Source organism: Solirubrobacter soli DSM 22325, assembly GCF_000423665.1.
GTDB classification, from domain to species: Bacteria; Actinomycetota; Thermoleophilia; order Solirubrobacterales; family Solirubrobacteraceae; genus Solirubrobacter; species Solirubrobacter soli.
In genome coordinates this window covers 176,995-191,624 of sequence record NZ_AUIK01000022.1, presented here as the reverse complement: position 1 = coordinate 191,624, position 14,630 = coordinate 176,995, and the positions used below count along the sequence as shown (strand labels likewise).

10 protein-coding genes are annotated in these 14,630 nt (G+C 71.8%); 4 read left to right on the top strand and 6 right to left on the bottom strand.

What is annotated here, in order from left to right; translation table 11 throughout:
* Positions 1-39: 39 nt before the first annotated feature.
* From G569_RS49310 to G569_RS49300, 3 genes are read right to left on the bottom strand one after another with little or no spacing between them, the layout of a single operon-like run.
* Positions 40-780 carry a metal ABC transporter ATP-binding protein gene (locus G569_RS49310; protein WP_053226518.1) on the bottom strand — a complete coding sequence of 247 codons (741 nt, stop codon included), beginning with the start codon at positions 778-780 and terminating at the stop codon, positions 40-42.
* A gap of 52 nt (positions 781-832) precedes the next feature.
* On the bottom strand, positions 833-1,645 hold the full coding sequence (locus tag G569_RS49305; protein WP_037497260.1) for a metal ABC transporter permease: 813 nt from the start codon (positions 1,643-1,645) through the stop codon (positions 833-835).
* On the bottom strand, positions 1,638-2,519 hold the full coding sequence (locus G569_RS49300) for a metal ABC transporter substrate-binding protein (RefSeq protein WP_064750380.1): 882 nt from the start codon (positions 2,517-2,519) through the stop codon (positions 1,638-1,640). The genes G569_RS49305 and G569_RS49300 overlap by 8 nt, the downstream gene beginning before the upstream one ends.
* 108 nt (positions 2,520-2,627) lie before the next feature.
* Between G569_RS49300 and G569_RS58250 the strand changes: the two genes are divergently transcribed.
* Together G569_RS58250 and G569_RS58245 are read left to right on the top strand one after the other, a co-directional pair.
* Complete coding sequence (locus tag G569_RS58250; RefSeq protein WP_053226516.1) at positions 2,628-4,232, top strand: N-acetylmuramoyl-L-alanine amidase; 1,605 nt, start codon at positions 2,628-2,630, stop codon at positions 4,230-4,232.
* Positions 4,233-4,326: 94 nt separating this feature from the next.
* On the top strand, positions 4,327-6,543 hold the full coding sequence (locus G569_RS58245; RefSeq protein WP_169542166.1) for a putative bifunctional diguanylate cyclase/phosphodiesterase: 2,217 nt from the start codon (positions 4,327-4,329) through the stop codon (positions 6,541-6,543).
* On the opposite strand, the gene G569_RS61180 is transcribed toward G569_RS58245, so the two are convergent.
* Together G569_RS61180 and G569_RS0117315 are read right to left on the bottom strand one after the other, a co-directional pair.
* On the bottom strand, positions 6,429-7,424 hold the full coding sequence (locus G569_RS61180) for a M48 family metallopeptidase (protein ID WP_028064337.1): 996 nt from the start codon (positions 7,422-7,424) through the stop codon (positions 6,429-6,431). The genes G569_RS58245 and G569_RS61180 overlap by 115 nt on opposite strands.
* Before the next feature lie 5 nt (positions 7,425-7,429).
* A complete protein-coding gene (locus G569_RS0117315) occupies positions 7,430-7,828 on the bottom strand; it encodes a hypothetical protein (RefSeq protein WP_028064336.1) in 399 nt (132 codons plus the stop codon).
* Between the two features lie 181 nt (positions 7,829-8,009).
* On the opposite strand from G569_RS0117315, the gene G569_RS58235 reads away from it, so the two are divergent.
* The gene (locus G569_RS58235; RefSeq protein WP_169542165.1) at positions 8,010-12,593 is read left to right on the top strand and encodes a C1 family peptidase; all 4,584 of its coding nucleotides are present in this window, start codon (positions 8,010-8,012) and stop codon (positions 12,591-12,593) included.
* Positions 12,594-12,705: 112 nt separating this feature from the next.
* Complete coding sequence (locus G569_RS58230) at positions 12,706-13,842, top strand: EAL domain-containing protein (protein WP_169542164.1); 1,137 nt, start codon at positions 12,706-12,708, stop codon at positions 13,840-13,842.
* Here G569_RS58230 and G569_RS0117300 read toward each other — a convergent pair.
* Positions 13,805-14,629, bottom strand: a complete 825-nt coding sequence (locus tag G569_RS0117300) for an alpha/beta fold hydrolase (RefSeq protein WP_053226511.1) — start codon at positions 14,627-14,629, stop codon at positions 13,805-13,807. The genes G569_RS58230 and G569_RS0117300 overlap by 38 nt on opposite strands.
* Position 14,630: the final 1 nt, after the last annotated feature.

Here is a 14,630-nt window from a genome sequence, read left to right as displayed (position 1 = left end):
CCGCGGCGCGCCCGCGCGAGGTCGTCGCGCCGCGCCGCATCAGTGGTCGTGGTGGTGGTGGGAGACGGTGACGGCCTGGCCGGAGCCGTCGAGGACCACGAGCTCGTCGCCGTAGGTGCGGCGCAGGACGTCGGTGGAGAGCGTCTCGCCGGGCGCGCCGAATGCCACCTGCCCGTGGTTGAGGCAGAGCACGCGCGGCCAGGCACGCGCCTGGGCGACGTCGTGGGTCGCGACCAGCAGCGCGCGGCCCTCGTCCTGCAACTCGGCGAAGACCCGCTCGATCTGCGCGGCGCTCGGGCGGTCGACGCCCGACAACGGCTCGTCGAGCAGCAGGACGGGCGAGTCCTGCACGAGCGCCCGCGCGATCAGGACACGCTGGCGCTGGCCGCCGCTCAGGGTCCCGAAGCGCGCGTGCGCCCGGTCCGCGAGGCCCACCCGGTCCAGCGCGGCGTCGGCGCGCGCCCGGTCCTCACGCGAGACGCGCTTGAACCACGGCGTGCGGCCGTACGCGCCCATCAGCGCGACGTCATGGGCGCTGACCGGGAAGTCGAGCCGCGCACCCTCGGTCTGCGGCACGTACGCCGGCCGCCCGGCCAGCTCGACCGTCCCCGTGCGGAACGGCAACTCGCCCAGCAGCGCGCGGAACAGCGTCGTCTTGCCGCCGCCGTTCGGCCCCAGCACCGCGGCGATCTCGCCGGCCGCGACCGAGAACGACACGCCGCCGAGCACGTCGACGCCGCGCACGTAGCCGCCGCGCAGATCGCGCGTGGAGACACTCATGCCGCGCCCCGAACATAAAGGGGCCTGACCCCTTTAGGTTTGCGCGGCGCCGTCACGCGGGCACCGCCACGCGGCGCGGCGCCGCGATCGCCGCCAACCCGTACACGCAGGCGCCGATCACCGCCATCGCCGGACCGGGGCCGATGTTGAAGCCGTCGGCGATGACGATGGCCAACAGGCCCTCCACGGCGGCGACCGCGAACGTCGCCAGCTGTTGGACCCGCAGCCCGGGCTCGAACAGGCGCACGGTGGCGGCGGGCACGGTCAGCACGACCGTCACCAGCAGCGCGCCCACGGCATCGAGCGCCACGACCACCGCGACCGCCACGGCCAGCAGCAGCGCGCGATCGCCGAAGGCCGTGCGCACGCCGCTCGCGCGGGCGCCGTCCGGGTCGAAGCCTGAAGCCAGCCACGGCCGCCGCAGCGCCGCATCGCAGGCCAACGCGCCCACGACCGCCAGCGCCGTGAGCCACACATCCACCGGCCGTAGGGCGATCAGCGAGCCGAACAGCAGCCGGTCGACGCCCGCACCGGACTCGTAGACGTCGCTGGCGAGCACGACGCCGATCGCCAGCGCCGCCACGAGCAGCAGGCCGATCGCCGCATCCGGATCGAAGCGCTTGGTGCGCTGCACCCGCTCGAGCACGCCGCCGAACCCGACCGCGCACACCAGCGCCGTCAGCTGCGCCGGCACGCCCCACGGGCCGGCGACCACCAAACCGGGGAACGTCGCAGTCCCGATCGCATGCGTGTAGAACGGCAGCCGCCGCAGCACCACCCACGTCCCGAGCACGCCCGCGATCACGGCCAGCAGCAGGATCTCGGCGATCCCGCGCTGGATGTAGGGCGCGCTCAGGTCAAGCATCGACCGGGCAGTCGACCGCGCCGCCCGTGAAGCCCTGCACCAGCGCGCGCGTGTTGGCCTCGATCGAGCCGATGTAGGTCTCGCCGTCTGAGCCCTTCGGTCCCAGCGAGTCGGCCCACAGCGCCTTGCCGATCCTCGCCCCGGTCTCGCGCGCGACGGCCTGCTCGACCTTGGGGTTGACGGAGCTCTCGGCGAAGATCGTCTTCACGCCCTCGCGCTTGATCGTCGCGACCAGGTTCGCGATGTCACCCGCGGACGGCTGGGCGGCCGTCGTCAGTGCCGGGATCACGGCCCCGACCACCTTGATGTCATACCGGCGTGCGTAGTAGCCGAGCGCATCATGCGAGGTGACGAGTTTGCGCTCAGATGCAGGCACTTTGTCCATGCACGCGCGGACGCCGGCGTCAAGCCGCTTCAGCCGCGCGATGTAGGCCGCGGAGTCGTCTGGCAGGCCTGCGGCGGAGAACGCACGACCGATCGCGGCCGCCGCCTTCTCGGCGCGGACCGGGTCCTGCCACCAGTGCGGGTCGTCGCCCTCGAGGCCGGCGGCGGTACCCGCGTCGACGACGTCCTGCTCGTTCACGCCCGCCGCATCCAGCGCCCCGCCGAGCCACGCGTCGACCTCGCCGCCCGAGCGCAGCACGATGTCCGCCGACGCCAGCGCCTTCACGTCGTCGGGGCGCACCTCGTACTCGTGCGGGTCGGTGTTCGGCGCGAGGATCGCCCGCACGTGGGCACCTGGCGCCACGTTGCGGGCGATGTCGGCGAGCTGGGTCGTCGTGGCGACGATCGTGGGCGCGTCGGATGAACCCTGCGAACCGCCACATGCGGAAAGGGCAATGAGCAAGAGCGCGAGCAGGGCCAAACGGGTCATCGTCGCGGAAGCTTACTGAAACTCATTCCCATTTTCTCCCCGACCGAAAGATCTCTCTCAGCCCCCGCCGACGCTCCGATCGCGGCCATGCTGTGTTCCGAACCTCTGATGGATGGTCATCGACTCACCCGCCGCCAGGCGGTCCGCCTCGGCGCGGGCGTCGTCGCCCTGGGCGCGCTGCGTGTCCCCTCCCCCGCGCTCGGCGCCGAGCCGGCGCTGTTCGAGCTCGCGCTCCCCGACGCCAAAGCCCACGCCGCAGCCGTCTGGCGCACGACGGACGTGCTGACGGCCCCACGCCGCTTCGACCTCGCCGGGCTGCGCTGGAGCCGCGCGACGGCCTATCGGGCGCAGATCCGCACCCGCGCCCGCGGCGGCCGCTGGACGCGCTGGACGCCCCTGCCGGCCAGCCACGGCACGCTGAAGGGAACGGACCCGATCTACACCGGCGCCGCCGACGAGCTGCAGCTGCGCTCGCGCGGTAGCGCGACCGGCCTGACGCTGCGGTTCGTCAAGACCACGCCGCAGCCCACGAGAAGAGCCCGCGCGGCCCAGGCCACCGGCGCGCCGCCGATGGTCCCGCGCGCGGACTGGGGCGCCGACCAGGTCCCGCCCCGCACCGGCCCCAGCTACGGCGTCGTCGAGGCCGCGTTCGTCCACCACACGGTCACCGCGGTCGACTACGCGCCGGATCAATCGGCGGGGATCGTCCTCGGCATCGCCCGCTATCACCGCGATTCCAACGGCTGGAACGACATCGGTTACAACTTCCTCGTCGACCGCTACGGCGTGATCTTCGAAGGCCGCGCGGGCGGCGTCGAGGCTGCCGTCATCGGCGCCCAGGCGCAGGGCTGGAACAGCGTCTCGACCGGCATCGCGTGCCTCGGGACGTTCACCAACATCCCGCTCGACGCGCCCGCGATGGAGTCGCTGGCCAAGCTGATCGGCTGGAAGCTCTCGCTCCACGGGGTCCCCGTCCAGGGCACGGTGACGCTCCAGTCCGGCGGCGGTGAGAGCAACCGGTACCCGTACGGCGAGCTCGTCGACTTCCAGCGCATCAGCGGCCACCGCGACGGTTGCGAGACCTCCTGTCCCGGCGAGCAGCTCTACGCGCAGCTGCCGGCCCTGCGCTCCCGCGCGGCCGCGTTCAGCCACCCCGTGTCGGCGATCACGGTCAAGGCCTCCAGCCAGAAGGGCGCCAAGCCGACCAGCGTCTCCGGCGTCCTGCGCTTCGCCGACGGCTCCTCCCCCGCGGGCGCCGCCCTCGGCGTCGAGTACATGGCGGCGGGATCGGCCTGGACGCAGGTCACCACGACCACCTGCGGCGTCGACGGGAACTGGTCGACGAGCGTGCAGCTCCCCGCGTCCGGTCAGGTCCGCGCGGTCTTCGCGGGCGACGCGACGCGGACGCGGCTGGAGTCGGCGCCGGTGGCGGTCAAGGTCGTCCCGAGCATGTCGCTCACCAGCGACAAGCGGCGCGCCAAGGCGGGTACCGCGTTCGCGATCAGCGGCACGCTGGCGCCGGGCCAGGCGCTCGTGCAGTGCCTCCTGGAGCGCCAGGTTGGGAACCGCTGGGTGACCGTGCAGCGCAAGCGCATCGGCGCGTCCAGCGGCCGCTTCCAGACCAAGGTGCGCCCCAAGAAGGCGGGTCTGTACCGGGTCAGCATCATCGCCGCCGGGGTCACGCGGCGACGCACCCTCCGGGCGCTGCATTAAAGCCGGGGGCGTCAGCTTCCGAACACCTGGGCAGATGCATCGCCTGCTGTCCTGGCTGCCGCGTGGCCGTGCCCTGCCTGAAGAGGTATGGGCCGTGCGTCACCGTGGGCTCCTCGCGGTGCTGGCGATCCACCTCGTGCTGCTGCCCGCGTTCGCCGTCAGCCAGGGCTGGTCGCTCGCGGCGGGCTGGGCGTTCGACATCGGCCCCGCGGTCTTCGGCGCGCTCGCCTGCTGGCCGCGCCTGGGTCGCGGCTGGCGCTCGTCGATGTGCGCGATGGCGCTGCTGTCGTGCTCGGCGCTGGTCGTCGTCTCCTGGCACGGCACGACCGAGGCGCACTTCCACTACTTCGTGATGGTGGGCGCGCTGGCGCTCTACGAGGAGTGGTGGGCGTACCTGATGGCGATCACGTTCGTCGTGCTCCAGCACGGCGTGATCAGCTTCTGGGAGACCGGCGCGGTGTTCAACCACGACCGCTACGCGTGGGCCTGGGCCGGGGTCCATGGCCTGTTCGTCGCCGCGCTCGCCGTCGCCAACCTGATCTCGTGGCGCGCGAACGAGTCCGCCCGCACCGCCACCGCGAGCTCGGAGGAGCGCTTCCGGCGGGCGTTCGACGCGGCGCCGGTGGCGATGGCGCTCGTGTCGCCGGCGGGTGAGCTGCTGCAGACCAACGACGAGCTGCGCGAGCGCGTCGGGACCCAGGCCGCGCGCTTCTGGGACTTCGCGCCCGCCGCCGACCAGGCCGCGCTCAAGGCGAGCTGGCCACCTGAGTCCGACGCGCCCGAGGCCGAGCAGCGCTACGTGCGCGCCGACGGCACGCTCGGCTGGTTCATCTGGCGCCACTCGTTGATCCTCGACAGCGCCGGCAGCCCGGATCACTACATCTCCCAGGGCGTCGACATCACCGCCCGCAAGCACGACGCCGAGCGGCTCGACCACCAGGCCCACCACGACCCGCTGACCGGGCTCCCGAACCGCGCGCTGTTCGACATCGCGCTGGCCGACGCGCTCGAGCGCCGCAAGACCACCAACACCCGCCTCGCGGTCCTGTTCGCCGACATCGACGACTTCAAGGTCATCAACGACTCGCTCGGCCATCGCGCCGGCGACGAGCTGCTCGTCCAGGCCGCCGAGCGCCTGACCGACGCGGTCCGCCCCGGCGACACGATCGCCCGCTTCGGCGGCGACGAGTTCGTGATCCTGCTCGAGCGGATCATGAGCCTCTCCGACCTGCGCCGGGTCGCCGACCGGGTCGCGGCGGAGATCAAGCGCCCGTTCGTGCTCGACGGCCGCCAGCGCTTCCTGTCCTCGAGCATCGGCATCGCGGTCGCCGACGGCACCGACGTGACCGCCGAGGAGCTGCTGCGCGACGCCGACGCCGCCATGTACCAGGCCAAGGAGAACGGCAAGGCACAGCTGGAGTTCTTCGACCGCTCGGTGCGCTCGCGCGCCGTCGAGCGGCTCGAGCTCGAGGCCGAGCTGCGCGACGCGCTCGCCGCGGGCCAGCTGTCGCTCGCCTACCAGCCCGAGGTCATGCTCTCGGACACGTCGCGGATGTTCGGCGTCGAGGCGCTGCTGCGCTGGCAGCACCCCCTGCACGGCGCGATCTCCCCCGCCCGCTTCATCCCGGTCGCCGAGCAGAGCGGGCTGATCGTCGAGATCGGCGAGTGGGTGCTGGGCGAGGCGTGCCGCCAGGCCGCCGCGTGGCGGGCCGAGGGTCACATCGAGTTCGTGATGGCGGTCAACCTCTCGCCCCGCCAGCTCTCCAGCCCGCAGCTCGCCGGCGTCGTCGAGACCGCGCTGCGCGTCAACGGGCTTCCGCCGTCGGCGCTGTGCCTGGAGATCACCGAGAGCGCGATCATGGAGCACCCGGAGGCCGCGCAGCGGATCCTCCAGGGCCTCAAGACGCTGGGCGTGCGGCTGGCGATCGACGACTTCGGCGTCGGCTACTCCTCGCTGTCACACCTCAAGTACCTGCTGCCCGTCGACGTGATCAAGATCGACAAGTCGTTCGTCGACGGCCTGCTCGAGTCAAACGACGCGCGCGCCATCATCACCGCGATCATCCAGCTCGCCCAGGCGCTCGGCGTGACCGCGGTGGCCGAGGGCGTCGAGACCGGCGAGCAGGCGATCGCGCTGCGCGACCTGGGGTGCCACGTCGCGCAGGGGTATCACTACTCCAAGCCGGTGCCGGCGGACTACTTGCTCTTCAGCCAGTCCGACAGCCGGTCGGCGGCGTCGCCCGCCTTGTCGCCGGCCTTGGAGAACCCGTCACCGGCTTCCCTGAAGATCGTCCGGAACTTGTCGGCGTAGTATTCGGCGGCGTCGCCGGCCTCCTCGCGGGCGTCGGCGCGGGTGCCGCGGCGGACGTACTCGCCGTTGATGATCCGGTCGTACTCGCCCGAGCGCACCCACTTCATCAGCTCGTGCACGCGCCGCACCGGGTACGGATGCGTCAGCGTCAACTCGCGGCCGAAGCGCATCAGCTTGTCCCAGCCCGGCTCCCAGTCGACGTACTCGTTCGCCTGGTTGACGAACGCGTCCAGGCTGAGCTTGCGGGAGGGCATGCCGGCCGCCATGACCATCATCGTCTGGCAGGTCGACATCGGGCTGCGGGTCACGAGCGTGGCCGCCCGGTCGCAGCTGAGCTCGGCGGCGCGGTACCACTCCAGCAGCGCCAGCCGGATCGCCAGCAGCGGCAGGCCGGCGAAGAACGGCAGGCGCGACAGCGGGCCGGCGCCGAGCACGAGCAGGATGTACAGCGCGGTCTGGTAGAGCACGTGGTCGGAGAGGATGTGGCCGGCCTCGTGCCCGAGCACGGTGCGCAGCTCCTGCTCGTCCATCAGGTTCACCGTGCCCGAGTTGAGCACCACGATCGGCTTCTTGGAGCCGATCGCCATCGCGTTGGTGAGCGGCATCTGCCAGATGTAGAGATCCGGCACGTAGTCGATGTCCAGCCGCGCCAGCGCCGCGCGGTGTGACGCGTAGACCTCGCCCATCTGGTCCGGGCTGAGCCGGACCGCGCTCGCCATCAGCTGCTGGAAGATCGACCGCTCGCCGAACTCGATCAGCCTGCGCACGACCGTGTCCATCATCGGGATCTGTTGCAGCGCAGCGGTTGCGGCCCGATCCGCGGGATGCTCGTACGCCTTGGGCGAGATGTCCTTGAGGCGCTGGTCTTCAGGCAGGTCCATGAGGCTCAAGGTAGTCGGTCCTTGACCCTGATGACCAACTGCAGACCACTCCAGATCTCCGTGATCGCCGCGACCTTGTTGTCCACCAGCGCGTTGGCCAGCGCCAGGTCGCGGACGACGTTCTCGGTGATGTCGGTCTCGAGCTTGGACGCCTTCTTCGGCCACGCGATCCACAGCCGCCCGTTCTGCTCCATCCGCTCGCGCAGCACCGGGATGCGCCGCTCGAGGTCGCGCCGCTCGGTGTGGAAGGACAGGATCACGTCGGCGATCCCGGTCGCCCGGCGCGCCACCTTGACGCCCTCGAGGTCGAAGCCGTCGGGCGCGTTGAGCACGAGCACGCGGCTCTGTGGCTTGATCCCCAGCTTCTTGGGCAGTGGCGTGCCGCTGTAGCCGGCGACTTTCACCGAAGGCAGCCTACGCCGTACAAGTGTCGAGTCCGCCCAAGAACGCCCGCGGAGTGTCGATCAGTGACCAAGAGCAGGTTTAAGGACACCTCAACACCAAAGGGATCGGACACGGATGACCACCCGCCACGGATGGCGAATCGAAGGGAAGGGACGAGTCGCAGCACTGACGCTCCTCGTCTTGCTGTTCGCATGTACCTTGCCGGCCCGCGCGCTCGCCTGGGACTCGCCGATGGAGCCGCTCACGCCGGCCACCGAAGCCGGATCGCTCCACGGGCTCGGGCTCGAGCTCTCGCCGCAGCCGAAGCCCACCGCGAAGGCGATGTCCGATGTCGTCACCGAGGCTGCTGATCTTCCCGACGCGGTCGACCTGACCCAATGGGCGATGCCCGTCGGCGACCAGGGCCAGATCAACTCCTGCGCCGCCTGGGCCGTCGACTACAGCGCGATGGGCTACTGGATGAACAAGCAGGGGATCTCGGGCGGCCCGCTCGCCCCGATGTTCACCTACTCGCAGGTCACGAACGGCGCGAACGTCGGCACGACGCTGCCGTCGCACGCCAACATCGCGATGTCGACCGGCGTCGACAACCTCGCCGACTACACCCAGGGCAACTACAACTACACCACCAAGCCGACCGACGCCCAGAAGGCCAACGCGCAGCAGTGGAAGATGACCGCGATGGAGCTGCTCGCGGTCTCCCAGGCCACCGGCGCGACCGTCACGCAGGCGTCGATCAAGACCGCGATCGCCGACGGCAAGCCCGTCGTGCTCGCGATCCCGGTCTACCAGAACTTCTACAACGTCTCGACCGCCAACGGCGGCCTGTACTCGACCGTCTCGGGCGCCAACATGGGCGGCCACGCGGTCACCGCGCTCGGCTATGACACGACCGGCGTGCGGATCGAGAACCAGTGGGGCACCGGCTGGGGCGACCACGGCTGGGCGACGCTCAGCTGGGCGTTCGTCAACAAGTACGTGCTCGAGGCCCGCTCGGTCGGCCCGATGGTCGACCAGGACCCGCAGCCCAAGCTCGTCGCCAACCCGATCGTCTCCGGCTCGGTCAACCGCGCCTCGACGCTGAGCGCGACCGCCGGCAAGTACACGGCCAGCCCGACCACGTTCGCCTACCAGTGGCAGCGCAACCCGGGCTCCGGCTGGGTCGACATCTCCGGCGCCACGAACTCCACCTACGTGACCACGCAGGATGACGTCGGCGGCAAGGTCCGCGTCGTCGTCGAGGCGTCCAACAACGACGGCTCGGTCACGGGCACGGGCAACGAGATCGGCCCGATCAAGCCGATCGCGCCGACCTCGAAGATGCCGCCCGTCGTCTCCGGCTCGGAGAAGCGCGGCCAGGTCCTCACCGTCACGACCGGCAGCTGGACCGACAACCCGACCAGCTACGTCTACGCGTGGCAGCGCAACACCGGCTCGAGCTGGGTCGCCATCGCCGGCGCCACGACGGCCAGCTACACGCTCACCTCGACCGACGTCAACGCCACGGTGCGGGTCCTCGTCACGGCCAAGAACGCGATCGGCGCGAGCCCGGCCACCGCTTCCGGCGAGCTCGGCCCGGTCGTCAAGGACCCGCCCGCCAACTCGGTCGCGCCCCCCGTCACCGGCACGGCCGCCCGCGGCTCGGTCCTGACCGCCACGAGCGGCACCTGGAGCGCCGCCGGCAACACCTACAAGTACCAGTGGCAGCGCGACCCGGGCACCGGCTACGTGAACATCACGGGCGCCGCGGCCGCCACGTACACGCCCGTGCTGGGCGACGAGGGCGCGAAGATCCGCGTCGTCGTCACGGCCACCAACGTCGACGGCACGGCCACGGCGAACTCCGCCGAGACCGACGCGGTCGCCAAGTCGCTCCCGGTCGCCAGCTCGGTCCCGAAGCCGACCGGCAACGCGACCCGCGCGAGCGTGCTGACCGCGACCGCCGGCACGTGGACGGGCGTCGGCAACACGTACAAGTACCAGTGGCAGCGCGACACCGGCTCCGGCTACGCCAACATCACCGGCGCGATCGCGGCCACGTACACGCTGGCGCTCGCCGACAAGGGCGCGAAGGTCCGCGTCGTCGTCACCGGCACCAACGTCGACGGCACCGCCACGGGCAACTCCGAGGACGTCGGCCCGATCGAGGCGAACCCGCCGGTCAACAGCGCGGTTCCCGCCGTCACCGGCACGCCCAAGCGCGCCATGACGCTCACCACCAACGCGGGCTCCTGGAGCGGCGCGGGCAACACCTACGCCTACCAGTGGCAGCGCGACGACGGCTCCGGCTACGCCGACATCGCCGGCGCCACCAAGAACACCTACGTGCTGACCGTCGCCGACAAGGGCGCCTCGATCCGCTCGAAGGTCACCGCGACCAACCCGGACACCGCCGTCTCGGCCGTCTCGGTCGGCGTCGGCCCGGTCGTCGCCGACCTGCCGGTCAACACCGTCGCCCCGAAGGTCACGGGCACCGCGCAGCGGACCAAGGTGCTGACCGCGACCGCGGGCACCTGGACGGGCGCGGGCAACGCGTACACGTACCAGTGGCAGCGTGACGACGGCTCCGGCTACGTGGACATCACGGGCGCGAAGGCCGCGACGTACACGCTGACCGCCGACGATCTCGGCGACACCGTCCGCGTGAAGGTCACCGCGACCAACGTCGACGGCGCGGTGGACAAGGCCTCCGAGCCGACCGCCACCGTCACCACGGCCCTGCCGGTCAACGGCGCGCTCCCGATCGCCTCCGGCACCACCCGCACCGGCCTGGTCGTCACGACCACGGCGGGCACCTGGACCCCGACGGGCCCGACCTACGCCTACCAGTGGCAGCGCAGCGACAGCGGCAGCTGGGTGGACATCTCGGGCGCGACCGCGGCCACGTACACGCTCACCAACGACGATGCCGGCCTGAAGGTCCGCTCGAAGGTCACCGCCACCAACGGCGACGGCTCGACCGCGGCGTTCTCGAAGGAGATCGGCCCGGTGCTCTCCACCCCGGCGAACACCGACCTCCCGACGATCACCGGCACGCTGACCGACGCGTCGACGCTGACCGCCGACCCGGGTGACTGGGCCTCGGCCGGCAACCTCACGCACACCTACAAGTACCAGTGGGTGCGCTGCCCGGTCGCCGCCGTCAACGCCAACTCGACGGGCTGCGCCGTGCTGGCGGGCGCCACGAACGCCACGTACCTCACGGTGGCGGCCGACGTCGGCGTCAAGCTCGGCGTGCGGGTCACGGCGACCAACTCGCAGAACGTCGCCACCACCGCGGCGTCGGCGGTCACCAACACGCTCGAGGGCCGCGCGCTGACCAACTCGGTCAAGCCGGCGATCAGCGGCACCGCCGCCGTCCGCGGCGTCCAGACCGCGACCGAGGGCCAGTGGAGCGTTCCGCTGACCAAGGTCGCGTACCAGTGGAAGCGCTGCGCGGCTGACGGCACCGGCTGCGTCAACATCACGGGGGCGGCCGCCAAGACGTACACCGCGACCGTCGCCGACACCAACAAGAAGCTCGTCGTCGCCGTCAGCGTGACCTCCCCGGGTCGCACCGCGAGCATCGAGAGCGAGCCGTCCAGCGAGATCCAGCCGCTCCCGCTGCCGACGGTCGACGCCGACATCACCATCACCGGTACCGCCGCCCGCCAGCAGTCGCTGAAGGCCAACATGCCGGTCTGGAACGACTACCCGACCACGTTCACCTACCAGTGGCAGCGCTGCGACACCGACGGTGACAACTGCGTCGCCATCACGGGTGCGACCGGTGCCGCCTACGTGCTGGTCAAGGCCGACGAGGGCTCGACCATCCGCGTCAAGCAGACGGGTACGAACACGACGGGCGCCGGTACGACCACGTCGGACGCCACCGGCGTCGTCGCGGCCGTCCCGCCGGTCAACACCGCCGCTCCGGCCGTCACCGGCACGGGCGTCGTCAACACCACGCTGACCGCGTCGAAGGGCACGTGGACCACCACCACGGACACCACCTACGCGTACAGCTGGAAGCGCTGCGACGCCTCGGGCGACAACTGCTCGGTCATCTCCGGCGCGATCGCGGCGACGTACAAGGTCGTCCCGGCCGACGTCGACGCGACGATCCGCGCGGTCGTCACGGCGACCAACCCGGACGCGGCCGTGTCCGCGACGTCCGCGCCCAGCGCGAAGGTCAAGCCGGCCCCGCCGGCGGCGAGCCCGATCCCGGTCCTGACCGGCACGGCCAAGGTCGGCCAGACGGTCACCGCCACCACCGGCACCTGGACGGGCACGTCGGAGACGGTCAAGACCACGTTCTGGCGCTGCGCCACCACCTGCACGGAGATCGTGACGGGCACGGACCGCACGTACGTCCTGCAGGCCGACGACGCCGGCAAGAAGATCAAGGCGTCCGTCACGGGCGTCGGCGCCGGCGGCTCGACCACGGTCTACGCCGCGGCGATCCTCGGTCCGGTCGCGTCCGCCACGACGGGCTCCGTGCTCGCCGCGGCCGCTCCGGTCTCGCTCAAGAGCGGGAACGGGAAGGTCATGGCGAAGACGTCCGCGGTCGTGCCGAAGGCGGGCGGCCAGGCGACGGTCACCGTCACGGCGGCGGCCGGCTTCAAGAGCGGCTACCGCGCCTGGGCCTGCCCGACCGATCCGGCGAGCCCGGACTGGCAGCCCTGCACCAAGCCGGTCAAGCTCGGCTCCAAGGCGGCCAAGCTGAAGGTCGCGGTCGACGCGGGCGAGAAGGTCCGCGTGGTCGTCGCCAAGACCGGCAAGTAGCCCGACCGACAAGCCACACCCATCGGCCCGCTCCCCTTCCCCGGGGGGCGGGCCGTTGTCGTTCCCAAAGGTCTGCCCGATCTCTCCTGGCGAATGAGCTTGAATGCAGAGCGTGAGCAGCCCGATGGGGTCTCGATCGGCTGTCCGCCGAGATGAAGCGATCGTCGCCGCGTTCCAGCCGATCCTGGATCTGCGCGACGGGTGCGTGGTCGGTTACGAGGCGCTCGCGCGGCCGCGTGACGGCTCATCCCCCGAGGAGCTCTTCGCCCGCGCGCGGGCGGAGGGACGGCTGAGCGAGGTCGACCGCGAGTGCCGCTCGGCGGCGCTGCGGGACGCCGCGGCCGCCGGACTGGGCGCACCGTTCGCGCTCTTCCTCAATGCCGACGCGGGCGCTCTGGAGCTCGACCTCCCCGATCTCCCCCACGGGTCCGCGACGCTGATCATGGAGATCACCGAGAGCGCGCTGACCGAGAGCCCGGAGTCGGTCCTGGGCACGCTCACGCGCCTGCGCACGCGCGGGTGGGGCGTGTCGCTGGACGACGTCGGCGGCGACTCGCGCTCGCTGGCGACGATGCCGCTGCTCTACCCCGACGTGATCAAGCTCGATCTGAAGCTCCTGGCCGAGCGAGACCCCTTGGATGTCGCGCGCGTGGTGACCGCGGTCGGCGCCGAGGCGGAGCGCCGGCACGCGACCGTGCTGGCGGAGGGAATCGACTCGCAGGCGCACTTGGAGACCGCTCGCGCCGCGGGCGCGACCCTCGGGCAGGGCTTCATGCTCGGCGAGCCGGGGCCGCTGCCTTCGCCCCTGCCCAAACCGGGGCGGCCGCTGCGGCTGGCCGGGTCGGGCGGCGATCCTTCAGGTCCGCTCCCCTACCAGCGGGTGACGAACTGGAAGCGCCCGACGCGCGGGCCGCTCGAGCTGGCCGAGCGCGCGGCGGCGATGCTCTCCGCGCAGGCGTCGGCACTCGGCCCGACCGGCATGCTGCTGGCGGCGCCCGACCGGTTGCACGCGCCGGCGCGCTACGAGGCGCTGCGCGACTCGCTCGGCTTCGTCGGCGTCGTCGAGCCGGGGCTGCTGGAGGACACGTGGACCGAGGTCGCTCTCGGACCGGGGTTCGGCGTCTGCTTCGTCGCGCGCCGCGACTCCGACGGCCAATGGCTGTTCGCGACGTCCTACGACCGCGAGCTGGTCGTCGAGTGCGCGCTGCTGCTCATGGCGCGGTTGCCGCAGCCGTCGCGAGATCGCTGATCACCTTCGACACCTGCGCGCCCTGCCACGCCAGCGGGGAGGTGCCGGGCTCCTCGGAGATGAGCTCGGCGCCGGGGATCGCGGCCGCGTAGCGCTCGCCGGTCGCGTACGGGTGCTCGGGGTCGACTTCGTCGCGGCTGGCGACGACGACCGTCGGTGCGTCGATGGCCTGCAGGTCGCTCCACTGCTCGAAGGGACGGCTGCGGGGGACGGCGCGCAGCGCGTCGGCGAGCGCGTCGGGGTGATCGTGGGCGGCGAGGCGCTGGTGCAGCACGCGGTCGATCGTCTCCAGCCACTTCTCCGGCACGTTCGGCGTGCCGTAGGCGGCGACGAAGCCCTCGACGCCGCCGTTGCGCAGCCCGTCGGAGAGGCGGTCCCAGCGGTCCATCTGGCCGGGTCGGTCGTCCTCGGGGTCGTACGCGGGGGTCATGATCACCAGGCCGGCGACGCGGTCGGGGCGGGTCAGCGCGAAGTGCGTGAGCGTGTGCGCGCCCATCGAGGCACCCGCCAGGACCGCGCGGTCGATGCCGCGGTCGTCGAGCAGCGCCTCGAGGTCGCTAGCGAGGCGCTCGTAGCCGTAGTCGCGCGGGTCGCGGGCCGGCGCGGAGTGCCCGTGGGCGCGCGCGTCGTAGGCGATCACGCGATGACCGGCGCGCTCGAGCGCCTTGGAGCCCATCACCACGTAGCGCCGCGTCGCGGTCAGCCCGTGCAGCAGAACGACCGGGCTCCCCTGCCCGTCCTCGGAGCCCGCCAGCATCACGCCGTCCGCGTCGATCCGGAAATCCATG

Coding starts and splice junctions, on each gene's coding strand:
- G569_RS49305 (WP_037497260.1), bottom strand. CDS start 1,645: ATGCTTGACCTGAGCGCGCCCTACATCCAGCGCGGGATCGCCGAGATC.
- G569_RS49300 (WP_064750380.1), bottom strand. CDS start 2,519: ATGACCCGTTTGGCCCTGCTCGCGCTCTTGCTCATTGCCCTTTCCGCA.
- G569_RS58250 (WP_053226516.1), top strand. CDS start 2,628: ATGGATGGTCATCGACTCACCCGCCGCCAGGCGGTCCGCCTCGGCGCG.
- G569_RS49310 (WP_053226518.1), bottom strand. CDS start 780: ATGAGTGTCTCCACGCGCGATCTGCGCGGCGGCTACGTGCGCGGCGTC.
- G569_RS61180 (WP_028064337.1), bottom strand. CDS start 7,424: ATGGACCTGCCTGAAGACCAGCGCCTCAAGGACATCTCGCCCAAGGCG.
- G569_RS0117300 (WP_053226511.1), bottom strand. CDS start 14,629: ATGGATTTCCGGATCGACGCGGACGGCGTGATGCTGGCGGGCTCCGAG.